This window comes from Tepidimonas fonticaldi (assembly GCF_007556755.1).
Classification (GTDB): domain Bacteria; phylum Pseudomonadota; class Gammaproteobacteria; order Burkholderiales; family Burkholderiaceae_C; genus Tepidimonas; species Tepidimonas fonticaldi.
In genome coordinates, this window is the sequence record NZ_VJOO01000007.1 from 1 (window position 1) to 20,728 (window position 20,728).

Annotated in this window: 17 protein-coding genes, 1 pseudogene and 1 riboswitch; of the genes and pseudogenes, 8 read left to right on the forward strand and 10 right to left on the reverse strand. The window is 69.2% G+C overall.

All coding sequences use genetic code 11. The features are described from left to right. The first annotated feature begins 303 nt into the window (after positions 1–303). Entirely contained in the window at positions 304–1,107 is an 804-nt protein-coding gene (locus Tfont_RS05115; protein WP_221934266.1) for a TonB-dependent receptor plug domain-containing protein, read from the forward strand. Positions 1,108–1,145: 38 nt separating this feature from the next. Further along, a riboswitch (TPP riboswitch) is annotated at positions 1,146–1,250 on the forward strand. 107 nt (positions 1,251–1,357) lie between these two features. Continuing rightward, positions 1,358–3,184 (forward strand): annotated as a pseudogene (gene thiC, locus Tfont_RS05120) (phosphomethylpyrimidine synthase ThiC); the annotation flags it as partial. A gap of 11 nt (positions 3,185–3,195) precedes the next feature. Here thiC and lexA read toward each other — a convergent pair. From lexA to Tfont_RS05145, 5 genes are all read right to left on the reverse strand, one after another. Next, a complete protein-coding gene (gene lexA, locus Tfont_RS05125) occupies positions 3,196–3,882 on the reverse strand; it encodes a transcriptional repressor LexA (RefSeq protein ID WP_260682283.1) in 687 nt (228 codons plus the stop codon). Positions 3,883–3,979: 97 nt separating this feature from the next. Beyond that, positions 3,980–4,957, reverse strand: coding sequence for a ribosome biogenesis GTPase YlqF (ylqF, locus tag Tfont_RS05130; protein WP_143968645.1), 978 nt, complete (start codon positions 4,955–4,957; stop codon positions 3,980–3,982). 31 nt (positions 4,958–4,988) lie between these two features. Continuing rightward, positions 4,989–5,690 carry an HAD family hydrolase gene (locus Tfont_RS05135; RefSeq protein ID WP_260682275.1) on the reverse strand — a complete coding sequence of 234 codons (702 nt, stop codon included), beginning with the start codon at positions 5,688–5,690 and terminating at the stop codon, positions 4,989–4,991. A gap of 95 nt (positions 5,691–5,785) precedes the next feature. Then, entirely contained in the window at positions 5,786–6,097 is a 312-nt protein-coding gene (locus tag Tfont_RS05140; protein ID WP_143968647.1) for an H-NS histone family protein, read from the reverse strand. Positions 6,098–6,146: 49 nt separating this feature from the next. After that, a complete protein-coding gene (locus tag Tfont_RS05145) occupies positions 6,147–7,163 on the reverse strand; it encodes an RluA family pseudouridine synthase (protein ID WP_143968708.1) in 1,017 nt (338 codons plus the stop codon). A gap of 532 nt (positions 7,164–7,695) precedes the next feature. Between Tfont_RS05145 and Tfont_RS05150 the strand changes: the two genes are divergently transcribed. From Tfont_RS05150 to Tfont_RS05160, 3 genes are all read left to right on the forward strand, one after another. After that, positions 7,696–10,710 carry an Rne/Rng family ribonuclease gene (locus tag Tfont_RS05150; RefSeq protein ID WP_143968648.1) on the forward strand — a complete coding sequence of 1,005 codons (3,015 nt, stop codon included), beginning with the start codon at positions 7,696–7,698 and terminating at the stop codon, positions 10,708–10,710. 70 nt (positions 10,711–10,780) lie between these two features. Then, positions 10,781–11,275 (forward strand): bacteriohemerythrin, encoded by a 495-nt coding sequence (locus tag Tfont_RS05155; RefSeq protein WP_068610264.1) that lies wholly within the window; start codon positions 10,781–10,783, stop codon positions 11,273–11,275. A 93-nt stretch (positions 11,276–11,368) separates the two neighbouring features. Continuing rightward, entirely contained in the window at positions 11,369–12,523 is a 1,155-nt protein-coding gene (locus Tfont_RS05160) for an alpha-hydroxy acid oxidase (protein WP_068610263.1), read from the forward strand. Here the strand turns inward: Tfont_RS05160 and Tfont_RS05165 are convergent. Then, on the reverse strand, positions 12,508–13,602 hold the full coding sequence (locus Tfont_RS05165) for an MFS transporter (RefSeq protein WP_143968649.1): 1,095 nt from the start codon (positions 13,600–13,602) through the stop codon (positions 12,508–12,510). The two genes, Tfont_RS05160 and Tfont_RS05165, sit on opposite strands and share 16 nt — an antisense overlap. A gap of 337 nt (positions 13,603–13,939) precedes the next feature. On the opposite strand from Tfont_RS05165, the gene infA reads away from it, so the two are divergent. Continuing rightward, positions 13,940–14,206 (forward strand): translation initiation factor IF-1, encoded by a 267-nt coding sequence (gene infA, locus Tfont_RS05170; protein ID WP_068610259.1) that lies wholly within the window; start codon positions 13,940–13,942, stop codon positions 14,204–14,206. Between the two features lie 10 nt (positions 14,207–14,216). Here infA and Tfont_RS05175 read toward each other — a convergent pair whose 3' ends face one another. Further along, positions 14,217–16,283: a glutamine--tRNA ligase gene (locus Tfont_RS05175; protein WP_143968650.1), complete on the reverse strand. Its 2,067-nt coding sequence runs from the start codon at positions 16,281–16,283 to the stop codon at positions 14,217–14,219. 10 nt (positions 16,284–16,293) lie between these two features. Next, on the reverse strand, positions 16,294–17,601 hold the full coding sequence (locus Tfont_RS05180; RefSeq protein WP_260682284.1) for a GGDEF domain-containing protein: 1,308 nt from the start codon (positions 17,599–17,601) through the stop codon (positions 16,294–16,296). Positions 17,602–17,724: 123 nt separating this feature from the next. On the opposite strand from Tfont_RS05180, the gene Tfont_RS05185 reads away from it, so the two are divergent. Together Tfont_RS05185 and Tfont_RS05190 are read left to right on the forward strand one after the other, a co-directional pair. Next, positions 17,725–18,105 carry a hypothetical protein gene (locus Tfont_RS05185; RefSeq protein WP_068610255.1) on the forward strand — a complete coding sequence of 127 codons (381 nt, stop codon included), beginning with the start codon at positions 17,725–17,727 and terminating at the stop codon, positions 18,103–18,105. Positions 18,106–18,180: 75 nt separating this feature from the next. Then, positions 18,181–19,011 carry an undecaprenyl-diphosphate phosphatase gene (locus Tfont_RS05190; RefSeq protein ID WP_068610253.1) on the forward strand — a complete coding sequence of 277 codons (831 nt, stop codon included), beginning with the start codon at positions 18,181–18,183 and terminating at the stop codon, positions 19,009–19,011. On the opposite strand, the gene Tfont_RS05195 is transcribed toward Tfont_RS05190, so the two are convergent. Continuing rightward, the gene (locus Tfont_RS05195) at positions 18,995–19,870 is read right to left on the reverse strand and encodes an alpha/beta hydrolase (RefSeq protein ID WP_068610252.1); all 876 of its coding nucleotides are present in this window, start codon (positions 19,868–19,870) and stop codon (positions 18,995–18,997) included. The two genes, Tfont_RS05190 and Tfont_RS05195, sit on opposite strands and share 17 nt — an antisense overlap. Before the next feature lie 4 nt (positions 19,871–19,874). After that, positions 19,875–20,693: a proteasome-type protease gene (locus Tfont_RS05200; protein WP_068610250.1), complete on the reverse strand. Its 819-nt coding sequence runs from the start codon at positions 20,691–20,693 to the stop codon at positions 19,875–19,877. Positions 20,694–20,728: the final 35 nt, after the last annotated feature.

The window sequence follows — 20,728 nt, forward strand, 5'->3', positions numbered from 1 at the left end:
CACTCCGCAAACCACACGGCGCACAGGATCTACCTCAATGTGCTTCGTTTCCAACGATGGCCTCCTTGCGAACGAGGGGGTCAGTTCCTCGTGTCGCTAGGGGGTCAATTTACGGTGTCGCCTGACAGCCATGGGGGCGTTGGGAGCGTCCCGCCGTTCCCGAACGATTCGTATCATGGCTTATTCCTCCCATTCTTTGACGATTCAACCCGGTCGCTGGCGCCGCCATGCCGTGGCAGCCGCTGCGGTGCTGGCCACGCAAGCGCCCGCCGCATGGGCTCAGACATCGGCAGCGGTGCCCGCATGGCCCGATGTCCAGGTCCGCGCCGACCGCGAGACCGTGCTGCCCAGTCCGGCGCCTACACCTACGAGGCGGGCGGTGTGTCGCGCCTGCCGGTCATCCGCGGACTGGCGGATGAGCGTTTGCGTCTGCAGATCGACGGCATGGACCTGTATGCGGCCTGTCCCAACCACATGAATACGCCGCTGTCGTACCTGGACCCCGGCCAGGTCGAGCGCGTGCGGGTCTGGGCCGGCATCGCGCCGGTGTCGGCTGGCGGGGATGCCATCGGCGGCGTGGTGGCGGCCGAAACCCCGGCCCCCACCTTTGCCGCGCCGGGCCAGACCGGCACGCGTGGCGAAGTCGGTGTGAGCGCCCGCAGCAACGGCCATGCTTGGGGCCAGTGGGGCGTGCGCGGGCAGTTGAGCTACCTCAAGGGCCGCAACCGCAGCACCGGCGATGGGCTCTACCAGATTTTGCCGCTCAACGCCCGCGTCAGCCTGACGCACCGCGCCGGCGCCTGGGACAGCGCGGTGGAACTGGTCGCGGTCCGGGCCAAGACCGACGTGTCCCAAGTGCGTAACGAGGTCCGTACCCCGGGCTTTGCCCTGCTGAACGTGCGCACGGCATACCGCCTGGGCCGTGGCAAGCTGGAACTGGGCATCGACAACCTGTTCGACCGCCTGTACTACCTGCCCACCGGCGGGGCGTATGTGGGGCAGGGCACCACGATGACCAACCCCACCCCGCCGAATGTGCCGCAGTGGGGCACGGCGGTGCCCGGGCCGGGCCGCACGGTGTGGGTCACCTATCAACAGACGTTCTGACCGCGGCCGGGTCGATACCTACGCCGCGATAGAATGGGGTGCATGCTCCGGGGTGTCCACGTGATGTGGGCTGAGATGGCAAGAGCCGAACCCGCGAACTTGATCCGGTTCATACCGGCGAAAGAAGAGCTGCTGGCCCGGCGGGCGGTTGGGGTGAACACCCTGGCCGCCCGTTCCTTCGGGCCCGGTCTGCCGCCCAGGCGGACGCCCTTCGGAGCATGTTCATCCACCCTCCGAAGGAGACCACCCCGTGAACGCCCCTGCCGACCGCTTCCTAGCCACCCAGGCCCAGGTGGACCAAGCAGCCATCCAGCCGCTGCCCCGATCGCGCAAGATCTATGTCGAGGGCTCGCGCCCGGACATCCGCGTGCCCATGCGCGAAATCCAGCAAAGCGACACGCCCGCCGCGTTTGGCGCCGAGCCCAATCCCCCCGTCTTCGTGTACGACACCTCGGGGCCGTACACCGACCCGGCCGCCCGCATCGACATTCGCCACGGGCTGCCGGCATTGCGCCAGCGCTGGATCGAGGCGCGCCAGGACACCGAGGTTTTGCCGGACCTGAGCAGCGCCTACGGACGCGCCCGCGCTGCCGACCCCGGGCTCGACGAACTGCGCTTCCCCGGGCTGCAGCGCCAGCCGCGCCGTGCCAAGGCGGGCGCCAACGTCACCCAGATGCACTACGCGCGACGCGGCCTCATCACGCCGGAGATGGAGTTCATCGCCATCCGCGAAAACCTGCGTCGGCGCGAATACCTCGAATCGCTGCAGGCCGCCGGCCCCACGGGGCGCAAGATGGCCGCCATGATCGGGCGCCAGCACCCCGGTCAAAGCTTCGGTGCCAGCATTCCCGCCGAAATCACCCCCGAGTTCGTGCGCGATGAAGTGGCCCGCGGCCGCGCCATCATCCCCGCCAACATCAACCACCCGGAAAGCGAGCCGATGATCATCGGCCGCAACTTCCTGGTCAAGGTCAATGCCAACATCGGCAACAGCGCCGTCACCTCCTCCATTCAGGAGGAGGTGGACAAGCTCACCTGGGCCATCCGCTGGGGGGCCGACACGGTGATGGACCTCTCCACCGGCAAGCACATCCACGAGACGCGCGAGTGGATCATCCGCAACTCGCCCGTGCCCATTGGCACCGTGCCGATCTACCAGGCGCTGGAAAAAGTCCACGGCAAGGCCGAGGAACTGACGTGGGACATCTTCCGCGACACGCTGATCGAGCAGGCCGAGCAGGGCGTGGATTACTTCACCATCCACGCCGGGGTGCTGCTGCGCTACGTGCCGCTGACCGCCGAGCGCATGACCGGCATCGTCAGCCGCGGCGGCTCCATCATGGCCAAATGGTGCTTGGCCCACCACCAGGAGAACTTCCTCTACACCCACTTCGAGGAGATCTGCGAGATCATGAAGGCCTACGACGTGGCCTTCAGCCTGGGCGACGGCCTGCGCCCCGGCTCCATCTACGACGCCAACGACGCCGCCCAACTGGCCGAACTGCGCACCCTGGGCGAGTTGACGCAAATCGCCTGGCAGCACGACGTCCAAGTGATGATCGAAGGCCCCGGCCACGTGCCGCTGCACCTGATCAAGGAGAACATGGACCTGCAACTGGCGCAGTGCCACGAAGCGCCGTTCTACACCCTGGGGCCGCTGACCACCGACATCGCCCCGGGCTACGACCACATCACCAGCGGCATTGGCGCGGCCACCATCGGCTGGTACGGCACCGCCATGCTGTGCTACGTCACGCCCAAGGAGCACCTGGGCCTGCCCAACAAGCAAGACGTCAAGGAAGGCATCATCACCTACAAGCTGGCCGCCCACGCCGCTGACTTGGCCAAGGGCCACCCCGGCGCGCAGATCCGCGACAACGCCCTGTCCAAGGCGCGCTTCGAGTTCCGCTGGGAGGACCAGTTCAACCTCGGCCTCGATCCGGACAAAGCCCGTGAATTCCACGACGAGACCCTGCCCAAGGACTCGGCCAAGGTCGCGCATTTCTGCTCCATGTGCGGGCCGCGCTTTTGCAGCATGAAGATCACGCAGGATGTGCGCGACTTCGCCGCGGGGCAGCCGCGCGGCAATCAATCCCAGCCTTGAGGGCGCAGCAGGCCCACGACCACCCCCTCGATGGCAAACGCATCGCCCGGGCGCACGAGAATGTCTGCCACCTCGGGGTTGGCGGCCTGCAGCCGCCAATGCGCGCCCTCGCGCTGCAGGCGCTTGACCGTGACCTCGTCCCCCAGGCGGGCCACCACGGTCTGGCCGGGGCGGGCCTCGCGCACGGCCTGAACGGCCAGCAGGTCCCCGTCGTGGATGCCGGCGTCGCGCATGGACCAGCCGCGCACCCGCAGCAGGTAGTCGGGTCGGCGGGCAAACCAGCGCGCGTCGGCGGGGTAGGTGGCCTCGACGTGCGCTTGCGCCAGGATGGGGGAGCCAGCCGCCACCCGCCCGATCAGGGGCAAGTGGAGCAGGGTGGCCTCGCCGTTATCCCAAGGCGGTGCGGGGGCTGCGGCGGGCGCATCTGCGTTGCCATTGGGGATCGCTGGGGCCCCGGGCGCCAGCGCTGCGCCCAGCACGCGGATGCCCCGGGCACTGCCGTCGAGCAACTGCACCGCGCCTTTGCGCGCGAGCGCCCGCAGGTGGGCTTCGGCCGCATTGGGCGATCGAAAGCCGAAGGCGTGCGCGATCTCCGCCCGCGTCGGGGGCACGCCGCGATCGCGCACATGGCCGGCGATGAAATCGAGCACCTCGCGCTGCCGGGACGTCAGGCCATCCGCCGGATCGTGCCCAGCGGCCGCCCGAGCGGACCTGGGCCGCGGGGGCTGAGGGGGCTGCGACTGCATGACCGCGGACTGTAGCAGCGCCTCACGGGTTTGTGTCAGCCTCGGGGTGGCGCTGCGCGGCCTCGGGCCCGGTCGGGCGGCGTGGGGCACGGCGGGCCTGGCGTTGCGCCTGCAACTGCGCTTCGGCCGCCCGCGCCGCGTCCAGCCAGGTGGCAAACGTTTGCGGCGTTTCCAGCGTGATGCGGCCGATGGCCCCGGCGCGAAAATCCGCCAGCACCGCTTCGCCGGCTTTGTGGGGGTCGATGCGTCCTCCGGGCAGCAATGCGCCGCGCTTGCGTCCAATCGCGGCGAGCAGCTCGTGGTCGGGCAGCGCGGCGATGGCCGCCGGCGCCAGTCCCAGGCGGTAGCGGGCCTCGAGCAGCGCCGGGTAATCGGCCTGCAGCGCCCGCAGCAGGGCCAGCGCGACGGCTTCCTCGTCGAAGGCATTGCGCCCGACGGCGCCACTGGCGGCCAGCCGGTCCCCGCTTTCCGGCACGATGATCTTGGGCCACAGCAGGCCCGGCGTGTCGTACAGATACACGTCGTCGGCCAGCACGACGCGCTGCTCCTGCCGGGTGACGCCCGGCTCATCCGCCGCCTTGGCGGCGCGTTTGCCGAGCAGGGTGTTGATCAGGGTGGACTTGCCCACGTTGGGGATGCCGGCGATCAGCACCCGCAGCGGCTTGACCATGCCACCGCGGTGCGGCGCCAGCCGACGGCATTCGGCCACCAGGGTGCGCGCCGGCCCCGGGGTATGCGCGTGCAAGGCGATCGCACGGGTGCGGGGCTGGGCGTTGTAGTAGGCCAGCCACTGCGCGGTGCGCGCCGGGTCGGCCAGGTCTTCCTTGTTCAGCACCTTCAGCGTGGGCCGATCACCGATCAGCTGGGCCAGCAGCGGATTGGCGCTCGACCCCGGCAGCCGGGCATCGAGCAGTTCGATGACGACGTCCGTGGTCTTGAGTCGCTCGCGCAACGCCTTTTGCGTTGCGTGCATATGACCGGGAAACCATTGGACACTCACGGGCGGGCTCCTGAACGGGGGGGGCGGACGCTCAGGCATGCACGCGCAGCCAGGCATGCAGGTCGGCCACGGTGTGCGCCACGAACGCTGGCTGCAGCGAGCGCAGGTCCTCGTGCGCATGGGCGCCGTAGGTGACCGCGACTGCGGCGCAGCCGGCGTTGCGCGCCATCTGCAGGTCGTGCGTGGTGTCGCCGATCATCAGGGTGCGCTCGGGCGGCACGTCGAATTCGGCCATCAGTTCCAGCAGCATTTGCGGGTCGGGTTTGCCGGCCGTCTCGTCGGCGGTGCGGGAGGCGTCGAAGACACCGTGCAGCGCCACCGTCTGCAAGGCGACGTCCAGCCCGCGGCGGCTTTTGCCCGTGGCCACGGCTAAGCGGTGGCCGCGGTCGCGCAGATCGGTCAGCAGCGGCAGCACCCCGTCGAACAGGGTGACCTCGTGCTGGCGCGCAAACCAGTGGTGGCGGTAACGCTCCACCAGCAGCGGCTGGCGCTCGGGCGGCACGTCCGGCGCGGCGTGCGCCAGCGCCTGGGCCAAACCCATGCCGATCACCCAGGCCGCGCGCTCGCGCGATGGCACCCGTCCGCCGACGTCGCGCACCGCGTCTTGGATGCAGCCGACGATCAGTGCGGTGGAATCGAACAGCGTGCCGTCCCAGTCGAAGGCGATCAGGTCGTAACGCCGGGGATGGTCGGTGGCAAAAGGAGCGGGAACGGAGACAGTGGAATCGGTCACGGTGGGCCCGGAAATGGCAACGGCCCCGAATCCGGGGCGCCAAAATGACAAAAGGCGCATGACAGGCGCCTTTTGCCGTCCCTGTGTCAGAGGGCTTAGGCGATGCGGAAGTTCTCGATGTTGCCGCCAGCCGCCAAAACGTTGCGCACCCATTCCGGCTTGCGGCCTGGGCCGCCGGACCAGAGTTCGCCGTTGGGGCCGCGGTATTTGGGCTGGGCCTTGGAGCGGCCGGCCTTGGCCTTGCCGCCGCGCGTGCCGGTGGTGGCCAATTCTTCGGCCGTGATGCCGTATTCGGCCATGCGGGCGCGGATCTCGGCGATCACGCCGGCGCGCTCTTGCTTGCGCAATTGCTCGGCCTGGGCCAGAAGGGCTTCGGCTTGGGCTTTCAGTTCTGCATAGGTTGCCATGAGCATTCCTCAACGGTTGAACAAAATGGTTCTGACGGCGCGATTGTAATCAAAAAAATCGCCGCATGTCGCCCCAATCGGCCAATTCGGGTGGCAATGGCGCATGCAATTGCAATTCCTGCTCCGTCACCGGATGCCGTATCGTCAGCCGCCAGGCGTGCAGAAACATCCGCTTGAGCCCCAGCCGTGTCAGCAGGCGGTTCCATTCGAAATCGCCATACTTGTCGTCGCCGGCGATGGGATGGCCGGCGTGGGCCAGATGCACCCGGATCTGATGGGTGCGGCCGGTTTTGATGGTCACGGCCAACAATGTCATGCGCGGGGCGTCTGCCGCCGCACCGGGTGGCGGATGCACGTCCCCCAGCACCCGCACCAGCGAAATCGAGCGCTGTCCCAGGGGGTCGCGCGCATCGGTGACCCGCACGCGCCGCTCGCCGTCGGGCAGCAGGTATTTGTGCAAGGGGGCATCGATCACCTTGCGGGCAGCGGGCCATTCGCCGCGCACCAGCGCCAGATAGGTTTTGCCCGTGCTGCGTTCGCGAAACTGGTCCTGCAGGCGTTTGAGCGCGCTGCGACGTTTGGCCACGAGCAGCACGCCGCTGGTCTCGCGGTCCAGGCGGTGCACCAGCTCCAGCAGCGCCGCACCGGGCCGTGCCCGGCGCAGTTGTTCGATCACGCCGGACGACACACCGCTGCCGCCGTGCACGGCCACGCCGGCGGGCTTGTCGATCGCCAGCAGCCAATCGTCCTCGTAGAGCACGGGGAACTCCCGCGCGGGCACGGCCGCCGGTGCCGCGCCGATCACCCGTTCGGGCAGGCGCACCGGGGGCAGCCGCACATCGTCGCCCGCTTGCAGCCGGGTGTCGGCGCGGGCGCGCGCCTTGTTGACCCGAACCTCGCCGCTGCGGATGATGCGGTAGATCAGCGTTTTGGGCGCGCCTTTGAGTTCGCGCAGCAAAAAATTGTCGAGCCGCTGGTCGGCGGACTCGGCATCGACGGTGAGGTGACGGACGGCGGCATTGGACATGGGCAAGCGGCGACCCGCCCCCAGCACATCGCACGCCATGCGGTCCACGCCTATAATCCCAGCGTCTGTCCGTGCGCCAAAAAAGGATCGGGTCGCCGCGAAGTGTACGGCACGCCGGTCGCTGCAGAGCGCTGACAGGCATATTCTTGCCGAACCCTGGGCGGGCGGCGCATCCGGGTCAGGTCCGTCGTGTTTGGGCCACCGGTCCCCGGATGGATGCGCCTTGCCCCGGTAGAACCGACGTTCATTCAGTCAGCGAACCCGATACGGAATACCCCCAACGTGCAGCCCGCGGCCGAGCCGAATCGCCGTGTGGCGGGCTGCACGAGGATTCAGTGACCACCGAGACGCCCGCCTTCCCGTGCTGCACAACGGTCCGTCGTCCCTGTTCACCGTGATCCACGCGCCCATGCCCGGGAGCGCGTGACCCCCTGCCCGGCGCACGCCGGGCAGGGCTGCGCGCATCCCAGAGGCTCTCCGGCAATTCCTTCCCGTTCGCTCGACCGGTCCGCGGTTCGCGGCATCCGCGCCCATCGAGGGCGCTTGTACGACCGAGTCTGAGGAACACACGATGAAACGCATGCTGATCAACGCCACGCAGGCCGAAGAGCGCCGCCTGGCGATCGTGGACGGCCAAAAGCTGCTGGACTACGAGGTCGAAATCGAAGGCCGCGAGCAGCGCAAAGGCAACATCTACAAAGCGGTGGTGACGCGCGTCGAGCCGTCGCTGGAAGCGTGTTTCGTCGACTACGGCGAAGACCGCCACGGCTTTTTGCCGTTCAAGGAAATCTCCAAGCAGTATTTCCAGGGCAACGTGCCGCCGTCGCAGGCACGCATCCAGGACGTCATCAAGGAAGGCCAGGAACTGCTGGTGCAGGTGGAAAAGGAAGAGCGCGGCAACAAAGGCGCGGCGCTGACCACCTTCATCAGCCTGGCGGGGCGCTACGTGGTGTTGATGCCCAACAACCCGCGCGGCGGAGGGGTCAGCCGCCGCATCGAAGGCGAAGACCGCGCCGAACTCAAGGCCACGCTGGACAAACTCGAATACCCGAGCGGCATGTCCATCATCGCGCGCACCGCCGGCATCGGGCGCGAGGCCGCCGAGCTGCAGTGGGACCTCAATTACCTGCTCAAGCTCTGGAACGCCATCGAGGGCGCGGCCAAGGCGCTGTCCAAGCCGGAGCTGATCTACCAGGAATCGACGCTGGTCATCCGCGCGATCCGCGACTATTTCAACAGCGACATCGGCGAGATCCTGATCGACACCGACGACATCTACGAGCAGGCGCGCGGCTTCATGTCGCACGTGATGCCGGAGTACGTCAACCGCGTCAAGCGCTACCGTGACAACGCGCCGCTGTTCTCGCGCTTCCAGATCGAGCACCAGATCGAAACCGCCTACAGCCGCACGGTGACGCTGCCGTCGGGCGGCGCGATCGTGATCGACCAGACCGAGGCGCTGGTGGCCATCGACGTCAACTCCGCGCGCGCCATCAAGGGCGGCGACATCGAGGAAACCGCGCTGCGCACCAACCTGGAGGCCGCCGACGAGGTGGCGCGCCAGGCGCGGCTGCGCGACCTCGGCGGGCTGATCGTGATCGACTTCATCGACATGGAGGACAGCAAGAACCGCCGCGAGGTCGAAAACCGCCTGCGCGAGGCCCTCAAGCAGGACCGCGCGCGCGTGCAGTTCGCGCCGATCAGCAAGTTCGGCCTGCTGGAGATGAGCCGCCAGCGCCTGCGCCCGACGCTGTCGGAGGGCGCCTCCATCCCCTGCCCGCGCTGCGGCGGCTCAGGCCACATCCGCGACACCGAATCGTCGGCGCTGCAGATCCTGCGCGTGATCCAGGAGGAGTCGCTGAAGGACAACACCGCCGCCGTGCTGGTGCAGGTGCCGGTGGACGTGGCCAGCTTCCTGCTCAACGAAAAGCGCGTCGAGATCACCAAGATCGAGCTCAAGCAGCGCATCAGCGTGCTGCTGGTGCCGAACAAGTCGCTGGAGACGCCGAACTACAAGCTGGAGCGCTTGAAGCACGACGACCCGCGCCTGGACAACCTGGACGCCAGCTACAAGCTCGCCGACATCGTCGAGGACGTGGCGATGGTGACGCGGCGCAGCCAGGAGCGCACCAACCGGCAGGAGCCGATCATCAAGGGCGTGCTGCCGGACAGCCCCGCCCCGGTGGCCACGCCGCGGGCCGAGGCCCCAGCCGCGCCCACCAGCGCCGCCCCGGCCTTGGCACCGGTCAGCCCTACACCGGCGCCGGCCGCCGCGCCCGTCGCCCCTGTGGTGCCGGCCGAGACGGGCTTCCTGGCTTGGCTCAAACGCCTGTTCGGGTGGCAGGCCGTCCCGGCCACCCCGCCGGCGCAGGCGCCGGTCCCTGTGGTCACCCCCGCCGCGGCCCCGGCCACGGGCGTGCCCGAGCGCCCCGGCAGCGACGAGCGCCGGGGCCGGGGCAACCGCGGCGGTCGCGGCCGTGGGGAAGTGGTGCGCAATGGTGAAGGTCGAGAGGGTCGTGAAGGCCGCGCGGAACGCAGCGAGCGCAGCGAACGCGCCGAGCGGCCCCCCCGTCCCGAGCGGGGCGAGGCCCGATCCCCGACCCGCGACGAAGGTTTGACGGCTACGGAGGCTGCTTTGACCGAGCCGCGTGCCGATGGCGCCCCGGGCGAGCGCCGGGAGCGGGGCGACCGACGCCCCCGCGGCGAGCGGGGCGAGCGCGGGGTGCGTCCCGCCCGGCCGGATGAGGCCCCCACCGAAGCGGTCGCTACTCTGGCGCCCGTGACCGACGGTGGCCAGGGTGTGGCGAATGTGGTGCCCTCCGCCGACGAGGGCACGGCGGGCGAGCCGCGCGAGCGCGGGGACCGCCGCCGCCGCGGGCGCCGATCGCGTGGCGAGGCCACCGATAACGGGGCCGTGTCCGCCACGACAGAGGCCGCTCCCGATGCCCTGACGGAAGCATCCGCCGCCGCGCCGCTGGCCGAGGTCGGCGGCGCGGGTGGCGCGACGGTGGGAGAACCGGCCGAAGCCGCGCGCGCACCCCGCGAGCGCCGCAGCCGCGACCGCTACGGGCGCGACCGAAGCCGCCGTCCGGACGGGGAGGGCGCCGCCCCGAGCGGGGCCGAAGCTCCCGAAGCCGGCGCCGCCGCCGACAGCGGCGCGCTCGAGCCCCCGCGTCGCTCGTACTTCACGGTGCCGCCGACCCCGGCGGAGCCCGTCGCGACCCCGGCGGAGCCCGTGGAGCCGCCGGGCGCTGCTCACGTGCCCGCGTCGGCGCCCAGCAAGGTGCCTGTCGCAGAGCCCGCGACGGCGCCCGTTGCCGCTGCTGCACCAGCCGCGGTCCCCACCCCGCAGCCGTACCGCTTGCCGGTCGAGGATCTGGCCGTTCTGGCCCGTCAAGCCGGCCTGGAATGGGTGCAGTCGGACGCGGACAAGGTGGCGGCGGTGCAGGCCGCCATCGCGGCCGAACCGCTCCCGGTGCATGTGCCGCGCGAGCCGCGTCCCGCCCCTGCGGTCAGCGACGAGCCGCTGGTGCTCATCGAGACCAAGCGGGATCTGCGTGCGCTGAAGTTCCCCTTCGACGCTTGAGCGCCCCCCTCGGCTGGGGGCTTGACCTGCGTCAAGTCCCTCAGCCGCCGACCCCGCTACGCTGCCTGTCATGGAGACCGATACTTTCCCCGAAATCCCCGACCTTGTCTGGGGCGAGTCGCTGGTCACGGGCGACGGCCGCATGGACGAGACCCACGAGGAGTTCGTCACCCAGCTGGCCCGGCTGCGCGCGCTGCCGCACGACCAACAGCTCGAGCCCTACCGGGCGTTGGTGGCGCACACGGTGGAGCACTTCGAGCGCGAGGAGCGCTGGATGGTCGCCGTCGGCTTTGCCGAGGACAACTGCCACGCCGCGCACCATCGGCAGATTCTGGACACCATGCGGGCCGTGGAAGCGCACTTCCTGCAAGGGGATCACGAGATCATCGACCGCATGGCGGCGGCGCTGGCCGAGTGGTTTCCCATGCATGCGCAGACCATGGATGCCGGGCTGGCGCAGCACATGCGGGCCGTGGGCTTCGACTCGCGCACCGAGACCCTGGCCGATCCCAGCCGGGTGCGGCCCGCGACCATGACCGGCTGCGGCAGCGTGCATTGCAGTTGAGGCGGCTGCGACGTTTCTTCAACGGCGCGCACCGGCATTTCAAGTGACGCCCGGGGGCTTCGGCGCTAGGATGCGCACGAAGAAGGAGTCCCCATGACCGTCATCACCTGCATCGAAGACCTGCGCCGGCTGGCGCAACGGCGCGTGCCGCGCATGTTCTACGACTATGCCGACAGCGGCTCGTGGACCGAGAGCACCTACCGCGCCAACGAATCCGACTTTCAGCCCATCAAGCTGCGCCAGCGGGTCGCCGTCAACATGGAGGGGCGCAGCACGCGCACCACCATGGTCGGCCAACCCGTGGCCATGCCGGTGGCGCTGGCGCCCACGGGGCTGACCGGCATGCAGCACGCCGATGGCGAAATCCTGGCCGCCCGCGCGGCGCGCGCGTTTGGCGTGCCCTTCACGCTGTCGACCATGAGCATCTGCTCCATCGAGGACGTGGCCCGGCACGCGGGGGAGGGCTTCTGGTTCCAGCTCTATGTGATGCGCGACCGCGACTTCATCGAGCGACTGATCGATCGCGCCAAGGCCGCCAACTGCGGCGCGCTGGTGCTCACGCTCGACCTGCAGATTCTGGGGCAGCGCCACAAGGATCTGAAAAACGGCCTGTCTGCGCCGCCCAAGCTGACCCTGCCCAACATCGTGAACATGATGACCAAACCCCGCTGGTGCCTGGGCATGCTGGGCACGCCCCGGCGGCAGTTCGGCAACATCGTCGGGCATGTCAAGGGCGTGGCCGACATGGGCAGCCTGTCGGCGTGGACGGCGCAGCAGTTCGACCCGCGGCTCAACTGGGGCGATGTCGAGTGGATCAAGAAGCGCTGGGGGGGCAAGCTCATCCTCAAGGGCATCATGGATGTGGAAGATGCCAAGCTGGCCGCCGACTCCGGCGCGGATGCGCTGATCGTCAGCAACCACGGCGGGCGCCAGCTCGACGGGGCGGAGTCGAGCATCCGCGCGCTGCCGCGCATCGTGGAGGCGGTGGGACACCGCATCGAGGTGCACCTGGACGGCGGCATCCGCAGCGGCCAGGACGTGCTCAAGGCCCGTGCGCTGGGGGCGCGCGGCACCTACATCGGCCGCGCCTTCCTGTACGGCCTGGGGGCCATGGGCGAGGCGGGTGTGACCAAGGTGCTGGAAATCCTGCACAAGGAACTCGACATCACCATGGCGTTTACCGGCCACACGAATATCGAGACGGTGGACCGCTCGATCCTGATCCCGGGTACCTATCCGGTGGCGTGAAGCCGCTGGGTCACGGGTGCGACGCTCAACGGCCGCCGGCCCCGGCCGTGGTGGCTGAACCAGCCAAACGCGGTGCCGCGCAGCTGCGCCGGGGCCAAGTCGGCGACCAGGGCTTTTTCCACCCCCTCGGTGGCGGCCAGAAAGACGCCATAGAACGCAAACCACCCGACCAACCAGACGCCTGTGGGGGCGGACAGACCCATGACCAGATAGAACAGCGCGTAGGCGCCGTAGCCCATGAGCAGCAGCCGGCGACGGCCCACGCGATCCGACAGGCCCGACAGCGGGACGGACAGCACCATGGCGATGAGCGAGACGGCCGCCCACAGCAGGGGGATCTGGGCCTGGGGAACGCCCAGCTCGCTGGCGCGCAGCAACAGAAACATGTTGGACGAGTTGCCCAGGGCGAACAGCGCGACGACCACGAGGTAGCGGCGAAAGACCAGCGGCAGGGCCGCACCGCCGCTGAGGTCGATGGGCGGGGCGTTCGAGGCCGGGGCCGGTGTGGCCGGCTCGTGCAGCGCCAGGGCCAGGGCGACACACGCCAGCGCGGGCACCCAGGTCCACAAGAACACGTCGCGCAGCGGCATGCCGCTGGCCAGCAAGGCGGCGGCCAACAGCGGGCCGATCACCGCGCCCGCGTTGTCCATGGCCCGGTGCACCCCGAAGGCCAGCCCGCGCCGATCCGCTCCGACGCTGGCGGCCAGCAGCGCATCGCGCGGCGATGTGCGCAGCCCCTTGCCCACCCGGTCCGCAAACCGGATGGCCAGCAGCGCTGGCCAACTGGTCACCCAGGCGATCAAGGGGCGCCCCAGGGCCGCCAGACCGTAGCTGACGACGATCCAGGGTTTGCTGCGCCGTGTGCGGTCCACCACGACACCGGAGACCCATTTGAGCAGGCTGGCCGTCGCTTCGGCAATCCCCTCGATCAGGCCCAGCGCGCGCGGGCCCGCCATCAGCACCGAGGTCAGATAGAGCGGAACCAGGGGGTACACCAGCTCGGATGCCGAATCGTTGATCAGGCTGATCAAGCCGATGAGCCATACGGTGGGCGGCAGCGCGCGGATCGTCTGCCACATGGTGCGAAGGGACGGGCTGCGAAGCCTTCCATCATACGCCGCTGCGGAGTCCCCCGGCGCCGGACGATCGTCGCCCGCGTCCGGTGTCACTGTGTTAGAGTCGGGCCGTGGCGGGGGCGTTTTCTTCCCCGCATGCACTCCCCGCGTGCGTCGGGGGCCTCGGATCGCGGTGATCCTGGGCAACCCTTTGGCACGCGCCCCCGTCCGGCCGTGTATGGCCGCCGACCCCGGCGGCGGATTCTCCGGTCATCGCTCCCCACCATCCCCTGATGCGCTCGGTGGCTCGCAGGCCAGGCGTGCCTGCCCCCTTCCGCATCGCCACCCCAAGGAGGCCCCCATGGCCAAAGAAGAATTGATCGAGATGCGCGGCACGGTCGACGAGATCCTGCCCGACTCCCGCTACCGCGTCACCCTGGAAAACGGCCACACCCTGGTCGCCTACACCGGGGGAAAGATGCGCAAGCACCACATCCGCATCCTGGCGGGCGACCGGGTGTCGCTGGAGCTGTCGCCCTACGACCTGAGCAAAGGCCGCATCACCTTCCGGCACCTGGAGCCGCGCACGGGCGGCGAGGCCCCCGCCGCCCGGCGCAAGCCGCGCTGACCGGCGCGGCTCACTTGCCCCAGCTGTCCTTCAGGCCCGCAATCCGGTTGAACACCGGCCGCTCGGGCGTGTGGTCCACGCGGTCGGTGCCGAAATAGCCGTGCCGCTCGAACTGGTAGCGCTCCTCGCGCGGGGCGTTCGCCAGCGACGGCTCCAGGTAGGCCGTCACCACCCGCAGGCTGTTGGGGTTGAGCGCGGCCTTGAAGTCCTTGCCACCGGCGTCGGGCTGCGGATCGGCGAACAGCCGGTCGTACAGGCGCACTTCGGCGGGCACCGCCTCGTGCACGCCCACCCAGGTCAGCGTGCCCTTGACCTTGACGGCGTCGGCCCCGGGCGTGCCGCTCTTGGTGTCGGGCACCACCGTGGCCAGCACGGCCGTGACGCGGCCGTCGGCGTCCTTCTCGCAGCCAGTGCACTCGACCACATAGCCGTATTTGAGGCGCACCTTGTTGCCGGGGAAAAGGCGGAAATAGCCCTTGGGAGGCTGCTCCATGAAGTCCTCCCGCTCGATCCACACCTCGGGGCCCAGGCTGAATGCGCGCAGCCCCAGCTCGGGCCGCTGTGGATGCACCGGGGCGCTGCAGGCCTCGCGGTGGTCGGCATCGCCAAACACCTGCGCCCAGTTGGTGAGTTTGAGTTTGACCGGATCCAGCACCGCCATGGCGCGCGGCGCCTTACCTTCCAGGTCGTCGCGCAGCGCGATCTCCAGGTTGCTGTAATCGATCCAGCCCCCGGCTTTGCTGACGCCGGTGCGTTCGCAGAACAGGCGGATGGCTTCCGGCGTGTAGCCGCGGCGGCGCAGACCGACGATGGTGGGCATGCGCGGATCGTCCCAGCCGCTGACGATGCCCTCGTCCACCAGTTGCTTGAGCTTGCGCTTGCTGGTGACCACGTAGGTCAGGTTCAGCCGGGCGAACTCGTACTGGTGCGGCAGGTTGAACGGCTCGATGCGGTGCGTCTCCAGCGCCGACGCCAGCAGCGGCGTGAACTGGTGCGTCTGCGTCTTGAGCAGCCCGAAGAACTCGCCCAGGTCGCGCAGCACCGCGTCGCGGTCGTGCTCCCACTTCGTGAACAGTGCCCGCATGCGCTGCTCGGGCTCGGTGTTCAAGCCGAGCTTGTGCGCGTGGTTGTGGCAGTGCAGGGCAAATTCCTTGCCCGCTTCCACCCCCTGCTGTTCGATGCGCTCGACGAGCTGGCGGGCGCGCTCGAACTGCGGTGCGCGCAGGATCGGCACGATGCGCTCGAGCAGCCAGTCGTAGAACGGCCGCTGGTCCTCGAATTCCAGGGTGCAGATGCTATGGGTGATGTTCTCCAGCGCATCCTCGATCGGGTGCGCGAAGGTGTACATCGGGTAGATGCACCAGGCGTCGCCGGTGTTGTGGTGCGTCGCGTGCTTGATCCGGTAGATGGCCGGGTCGCGCAGGTTGATGTTGGGCGAGGCCATGTCGATCTTGGCACGCAGCACCATCGCCCCGTCCGCGTGGCGGCCGTCGCGCATCTCGCGAAAACGCGCCAGGCTCTCCTCGGCCGGGCGGTTGCGGTAGGGGCTGTCGATGCCGGGCTCGGTGAGCGTGCCGCGGTTGGCCCGCATCTGCTCCGGCGTCTGTTCGTCCACATAGGCGTGGCCGGTTTCGATCAGGTACTCGGCCGCCCGGTACATGAAGTCGAAGTAGTCGCTCGCGTAGTACAGGTGGCGGGTGCCGTGGGCCTCCCAGCTCCAGCCCAGCCATTGGACGGCGTCCAGGATGGAATCGACGTACTCCTGCTCTTCCTTCTCGGGGTTGGTGTCGTCGAAGCGCATGTGGCACACGCCGCCGTAGGCCTGCGCCAGGCTGAAGTTGAGCCAGATGCTCTTGGCATGGCCCACGTGCAGGTAGCCGTTGGGCTCCGGCGGAAAGCGCATGCGCACCCGGGCCGGGTCGGCCACGCCCCGCTCGTGGTGGCTGCCGTCACCGGGGCTGCCGCCCCACAGGCGGCCGTGGTAGCGGCCCTGGGCCAGATCGCGCTCGATGATCTGGCGCAGAAAATTGCTGGCAGCGGGCGGATGGGGGGAAGAGTGCGGGGCGTGATCGCTCATGCCCCCGATTTTAGGCGGCCCCCGTCGCCAGACAGACCCGGTTGCGCCCGCCGCGCTTGGCGCGGTAGAGGGCCTCGTCGGCCTGGTTGATCAGGTACTGGTAATCCGGGTGGCCGCTGTAGGGCGCGACGCCGATGCTGGCGGTCAGCGACAGGTGCACGCCGTTGGCCAGCGCGAACGGTGTGGCGGCGATGCGCTGGCGCAGTTTGTCGGCCTGCTGCCGGGCCTGCTCGGGCGTGACGTCCACCAGCACGACGAGAAACTCCTCGCCGCCGTAGCGGAACACGAAGTCGCTGGAGCGCACGTCGTTGAGCAAAAGGGCGGCGGTTTGCTGCAGCACCAGGTCGCCCGCGTCGTGGCCGTGCTGGTCGTTGACGTGCTTGAAGTGGTCGATGTCCAGCATCAGCAGCGCAAACGGAATGTGCCGCTGTTGCGCCAGGTGGATCTCGCGCGCCAGGATCGGCGCCAGAAAGCGCCGGTTGAGCAGGCGCGTGAGGGCATCGCGCCCGCTTTCGAGCTCGACGTGGCGCTCGAACAGCATCTGCACCAGATACTGCAGGTTGTCGAGCTCGCCCTGCAATTGCATCAGCAGCGTGGCGCGGCGCGGATCGTCGATCGTGGTGGCCGCCAACTGCGGCAGCAGCGCTTCGTCCAGGCGCTGCATGCCCTGATGCACCAGATCGACCTCCGGCGCGCCGTCGAAGACGTTGCTGCCCTTGTGCATGAACCACAGGCCGAATTCGGAACTGCGCAGGGCGGGCAGCACCAAGGGCTGACCGCCGCGGTGCAGGGCAAAGAGCAGCTCCTGCCCCCAGTTGGCCAGCAGGAAGCGCTGGCGTTCGCGCTCGACCTGTAGATTCTGGCTCAGGGCATGCAGGCGAAAGGCTTCCTCGCTGCGCGCAACCCGTTGGGTGTCGCGCACGTAGGACTCGGCCATCAACTCCAGCGCCAGGTCGAACAACGCGCCGATGTGGGCCATCGAGGCTTCGACCAGCGCGGGCGCGGCCCCATCGGCGGCGATGCGCTGCAGCAGCCGTCCCTTGAGGAGCCGCGCGCCCCGGGCCACCAGATGCATGGGCAACTGGATGCGGGCGTGGACTTCGCCCACGTGGCGCTGGTGGGCCACGATGGCCGGCACGTCCTGCGCCGAGTGCAGGGCGAACAGCTCCGTCAGCCAGACCTGCAGGGAGGCGTGCAGCCTCTGGTGCACGACCTCCGCATCCAGGAAGGCCTGGGCCTGCTGGTGGGCCATCATGTCCTGATAGAAGCCCGTGGCCAGTTCCGCGCGGTGCTGCTCGGATTGTAGGGGTCGGGTTATGGGGCGCGTGTCGGGCCCGCTGCGCCGGTCCGTTACGTCTGTTTACAGCCGTCACAAAACGGCAACCGGCCAAGCGCGGCAGCGGTGGTTCAATGTCGGTATCGTTGTTCAGGAGCGCGAACCATGAACCCTCTGACTCCGTTGCGCCCCGCGTCGCTGGCCCGGGGCCTGGCTGCCGTGGCGTTGGTACTGGCCGGCGCGGCGCATGCCGGCGATGTGTACTGGTCGATCGGCGTACACCAGCCGGGCGTGACCGTGGGGGTGGGCAACACCCCGCCGGTGGTGATCGCACCGGCGCCCCGTGTGGTGATGGTGCCCCCGGTGGTGGTGTCGCCGCCGGTGGCCGTTGTGGCCCCCGCCTACGGCTATGCGATGCCTCCCGGGCACCGCAAGCACCGGCATTGGCACCCCCGCGAATGGGAGAAGCGCCCCGGCTGGGACGACCGGCGCGGCTGGCGTGATGACGGCTGGCACCGCCACGACGGCTGGCGCGACCGACGCTGAGGCCCGGGGGCGACGCTGAGGCCCGGGGGCGGCGGGCCGTTACACTCGCCGCTTCGCCCACTCCCGCGTCTGTCCATGGATGTCACCCTGCTGCTCAAGGCCGCCCTCATGGGGGTGGTCGAGGGCCTGACCGAGTTTTTGCCCGTTTCGTCCACCGGTCACCTGATCCTCACCGCCGCCTTGCTGCGGTTGACGGGGGAGACGATCAAGGTGTTCGAGGTGGTCATCCAGACCGGGGCCATTCTGGCCATCGTGGGCCTGTATTGGCAGCGGCTGATCGGCACCCTGCGCGGACTGCCGCGCGAGGCGCAGGCGCAGCGCTTCACGGTCAATGTGCTGCTCGGGTTTTTGCCGGCGGCGCTGGCGGGGTTTTGGTTCATCGGGCCGATCAAGGCCGTGCTCTTCAACGCCTGGGTGGTGGCGGCCGGCTTCATCGCCGGCGGGCTGATCATGCTGTGGGTGGAGGCCGTCCAGGCCCGCCAGCCCGCGGCGCGGGTGGCGACTGTGGACGATTTGGGCTGGCGCGATGCGCTGGCGGTGGGGTTGATCCAGTGCGCGGCCCTGGTGCCGGGGGTCAGCCGGTCGGGGGCGACCATCATCGGCGGCATGGCGCTCGGCCTGTCGCGGCGCGCGGCGACCGAGTTCAGCTTCTTCCTCGCCATTCCGGTCATCTTTGGCGCGGCCGTCTACGATCTGTACAAGCACCGCGATCTGCTGGCGGCGGCGGACCTGCCGCTGTTCGCGGTGGGGCTGGTGGCGTCGTTCGTGTCGGCGTGGGTGTGCGTGCGCTGGCTGCTGCGCTACGTGGCCACCCACACCTTCGTGCCGTTTGCGTGGTACCGCATCGGCTTTGGCGTGCTGATCCTGGCCAGCGGGGCGTTCGGCTGGGTCAACTGGACGCCGTGACGGGCGCCATGAAGTGCCGCAGCGCGCGGTCGATGGCCGCGGCCGTGGCTTCCGGGTGCTCCATGGGGAACAGGTGCGTGCCGTCGATGAACTGCAGCCGCTCGGACGGCTCGCGCCCGCACAGCTTGTGCGTCATCGTCAGGCCCACGCGGCGCATCTCTTCGGACTGCGTGCCCCCGACGAAGGCCACCGGGCAGGCCAGGGGGTGGCGGCGCAGCAGCCGGTCCAGGTGGTGCGGCAGCGTGTTGTAGATGGCGGTCTCGATGTCGCGGTCGAAGGTCAGCACGCGCTGCGTGCCCTCCGGCGTGTGCACATCGTGCGTGCCGTGGGCGATGTAGTCGGCCAGCACGCGCGGGTCCCAGCGGGCGAAGGCGCGCTTGTGGCGGAAGTGCTCCAGCGCCTCCTGGGCGTTGGCCCAGCGGTTGCGGCGCTTGCGGCTGACCTGACCCGGTGAGACGGCACCGATCAGGCGGGTGTGTTTGGCCGCGGCCAGGGCACGCGCCTTCCAGCCCCCCAGGACGGGGGAGTCGAGCATGACCACGCCGCGCACCGGCTGCCCGGCCAGCACGGGGTGGCGGGCGGCGCACATCAGACTCAGAAAACCGCCGAGCGAGTGACCGACGAGGAACAGCGGCGTGTCGCCGGGGCCGACCTGCGCCTCGACGAAGTCCGCGAGCTGCTGCACCAGGTGCGGCCAGTTGCTGGTGACGGGGTAGCGCGGATCGTGGCCGTAGCGCTCCACCGCGGTGACGCGGTAGCCCCGCTCGCGCAGGGCCTGGAAGACGACGCTGTAGGTGCCGGCGGGGAAGCTGTTGCCGTGCGAAAAGACGATGCAGGGGCGGGGGGATGCGGCGCTCATGGGGTCAAATCAGCCTGTCCTTGGGGTCTGTGATCTTGCGCAGCGCGGCGTGGCGCCCGCTCGGGGCGGCCAGCGGGCCGGTGGGGTCCCAGTCCGGGGCTTCGATCTGGTCGAAGGCCTCGCGCAGCTTGCGACCCCAGGTGCTGCGCAGCATGTGGAAGTAGGCGTTGTGCTCGTCGATGCACACCACCCGGTCGCTGGTGCAGCGGTCGGCCTCGTAGACCGCCAGGTCCAGCGGCAGCCCCACCGACAGGTTGGACTTGAGCGTGGAGTCCATGGAGATCAGCAGGCACTTGGTGGCCTCTTCCAGCGGCGTGTCGGGGGTGATGACGCGGTCGAGCACGGGTTTGCCGTACTTGCTCTCGCCGATCTGGAAAAACGGGGTTTCGGCGGTGGCCTCGATGAAATTGCCGGGGGAGTAGACCTGAAACAGCCGCATGCCTTCGCCGCGGATCTGGCCGCCAAAGATCAGGCTGGCGTTGAATTCGATGCCGGAGCGGCGCAGGGCCTCGCCGTCGCGCTGGTAGACGTGGCGCACGGCCGAGCCCAGCACGCGCGCGGCGTCGAACATGCTGCGCGCGTTCCAGATGGTGATCGGCTCGCCGCCGTCGGGGTCTTTCAGTTGCTCGGTCTGCAGAATTTCGCGGATCGACTGCGAGATGCTGAGGTTGCCGGCCGACAACAGGCACATGAAGCGGTCGCCGGGCTTCTCGTAGACGATCATCTTGCGAAACATGCTGATCTGGTCCAGCCCGGCGTTGGTGCGCGAGTCGGACAGGAACACCATGCCAGCCTTGAGTTTGACGGCGACGCAGTAGGTCATGGAGTGGCGGTCGAACGAACCACCGTTCGCTGTGG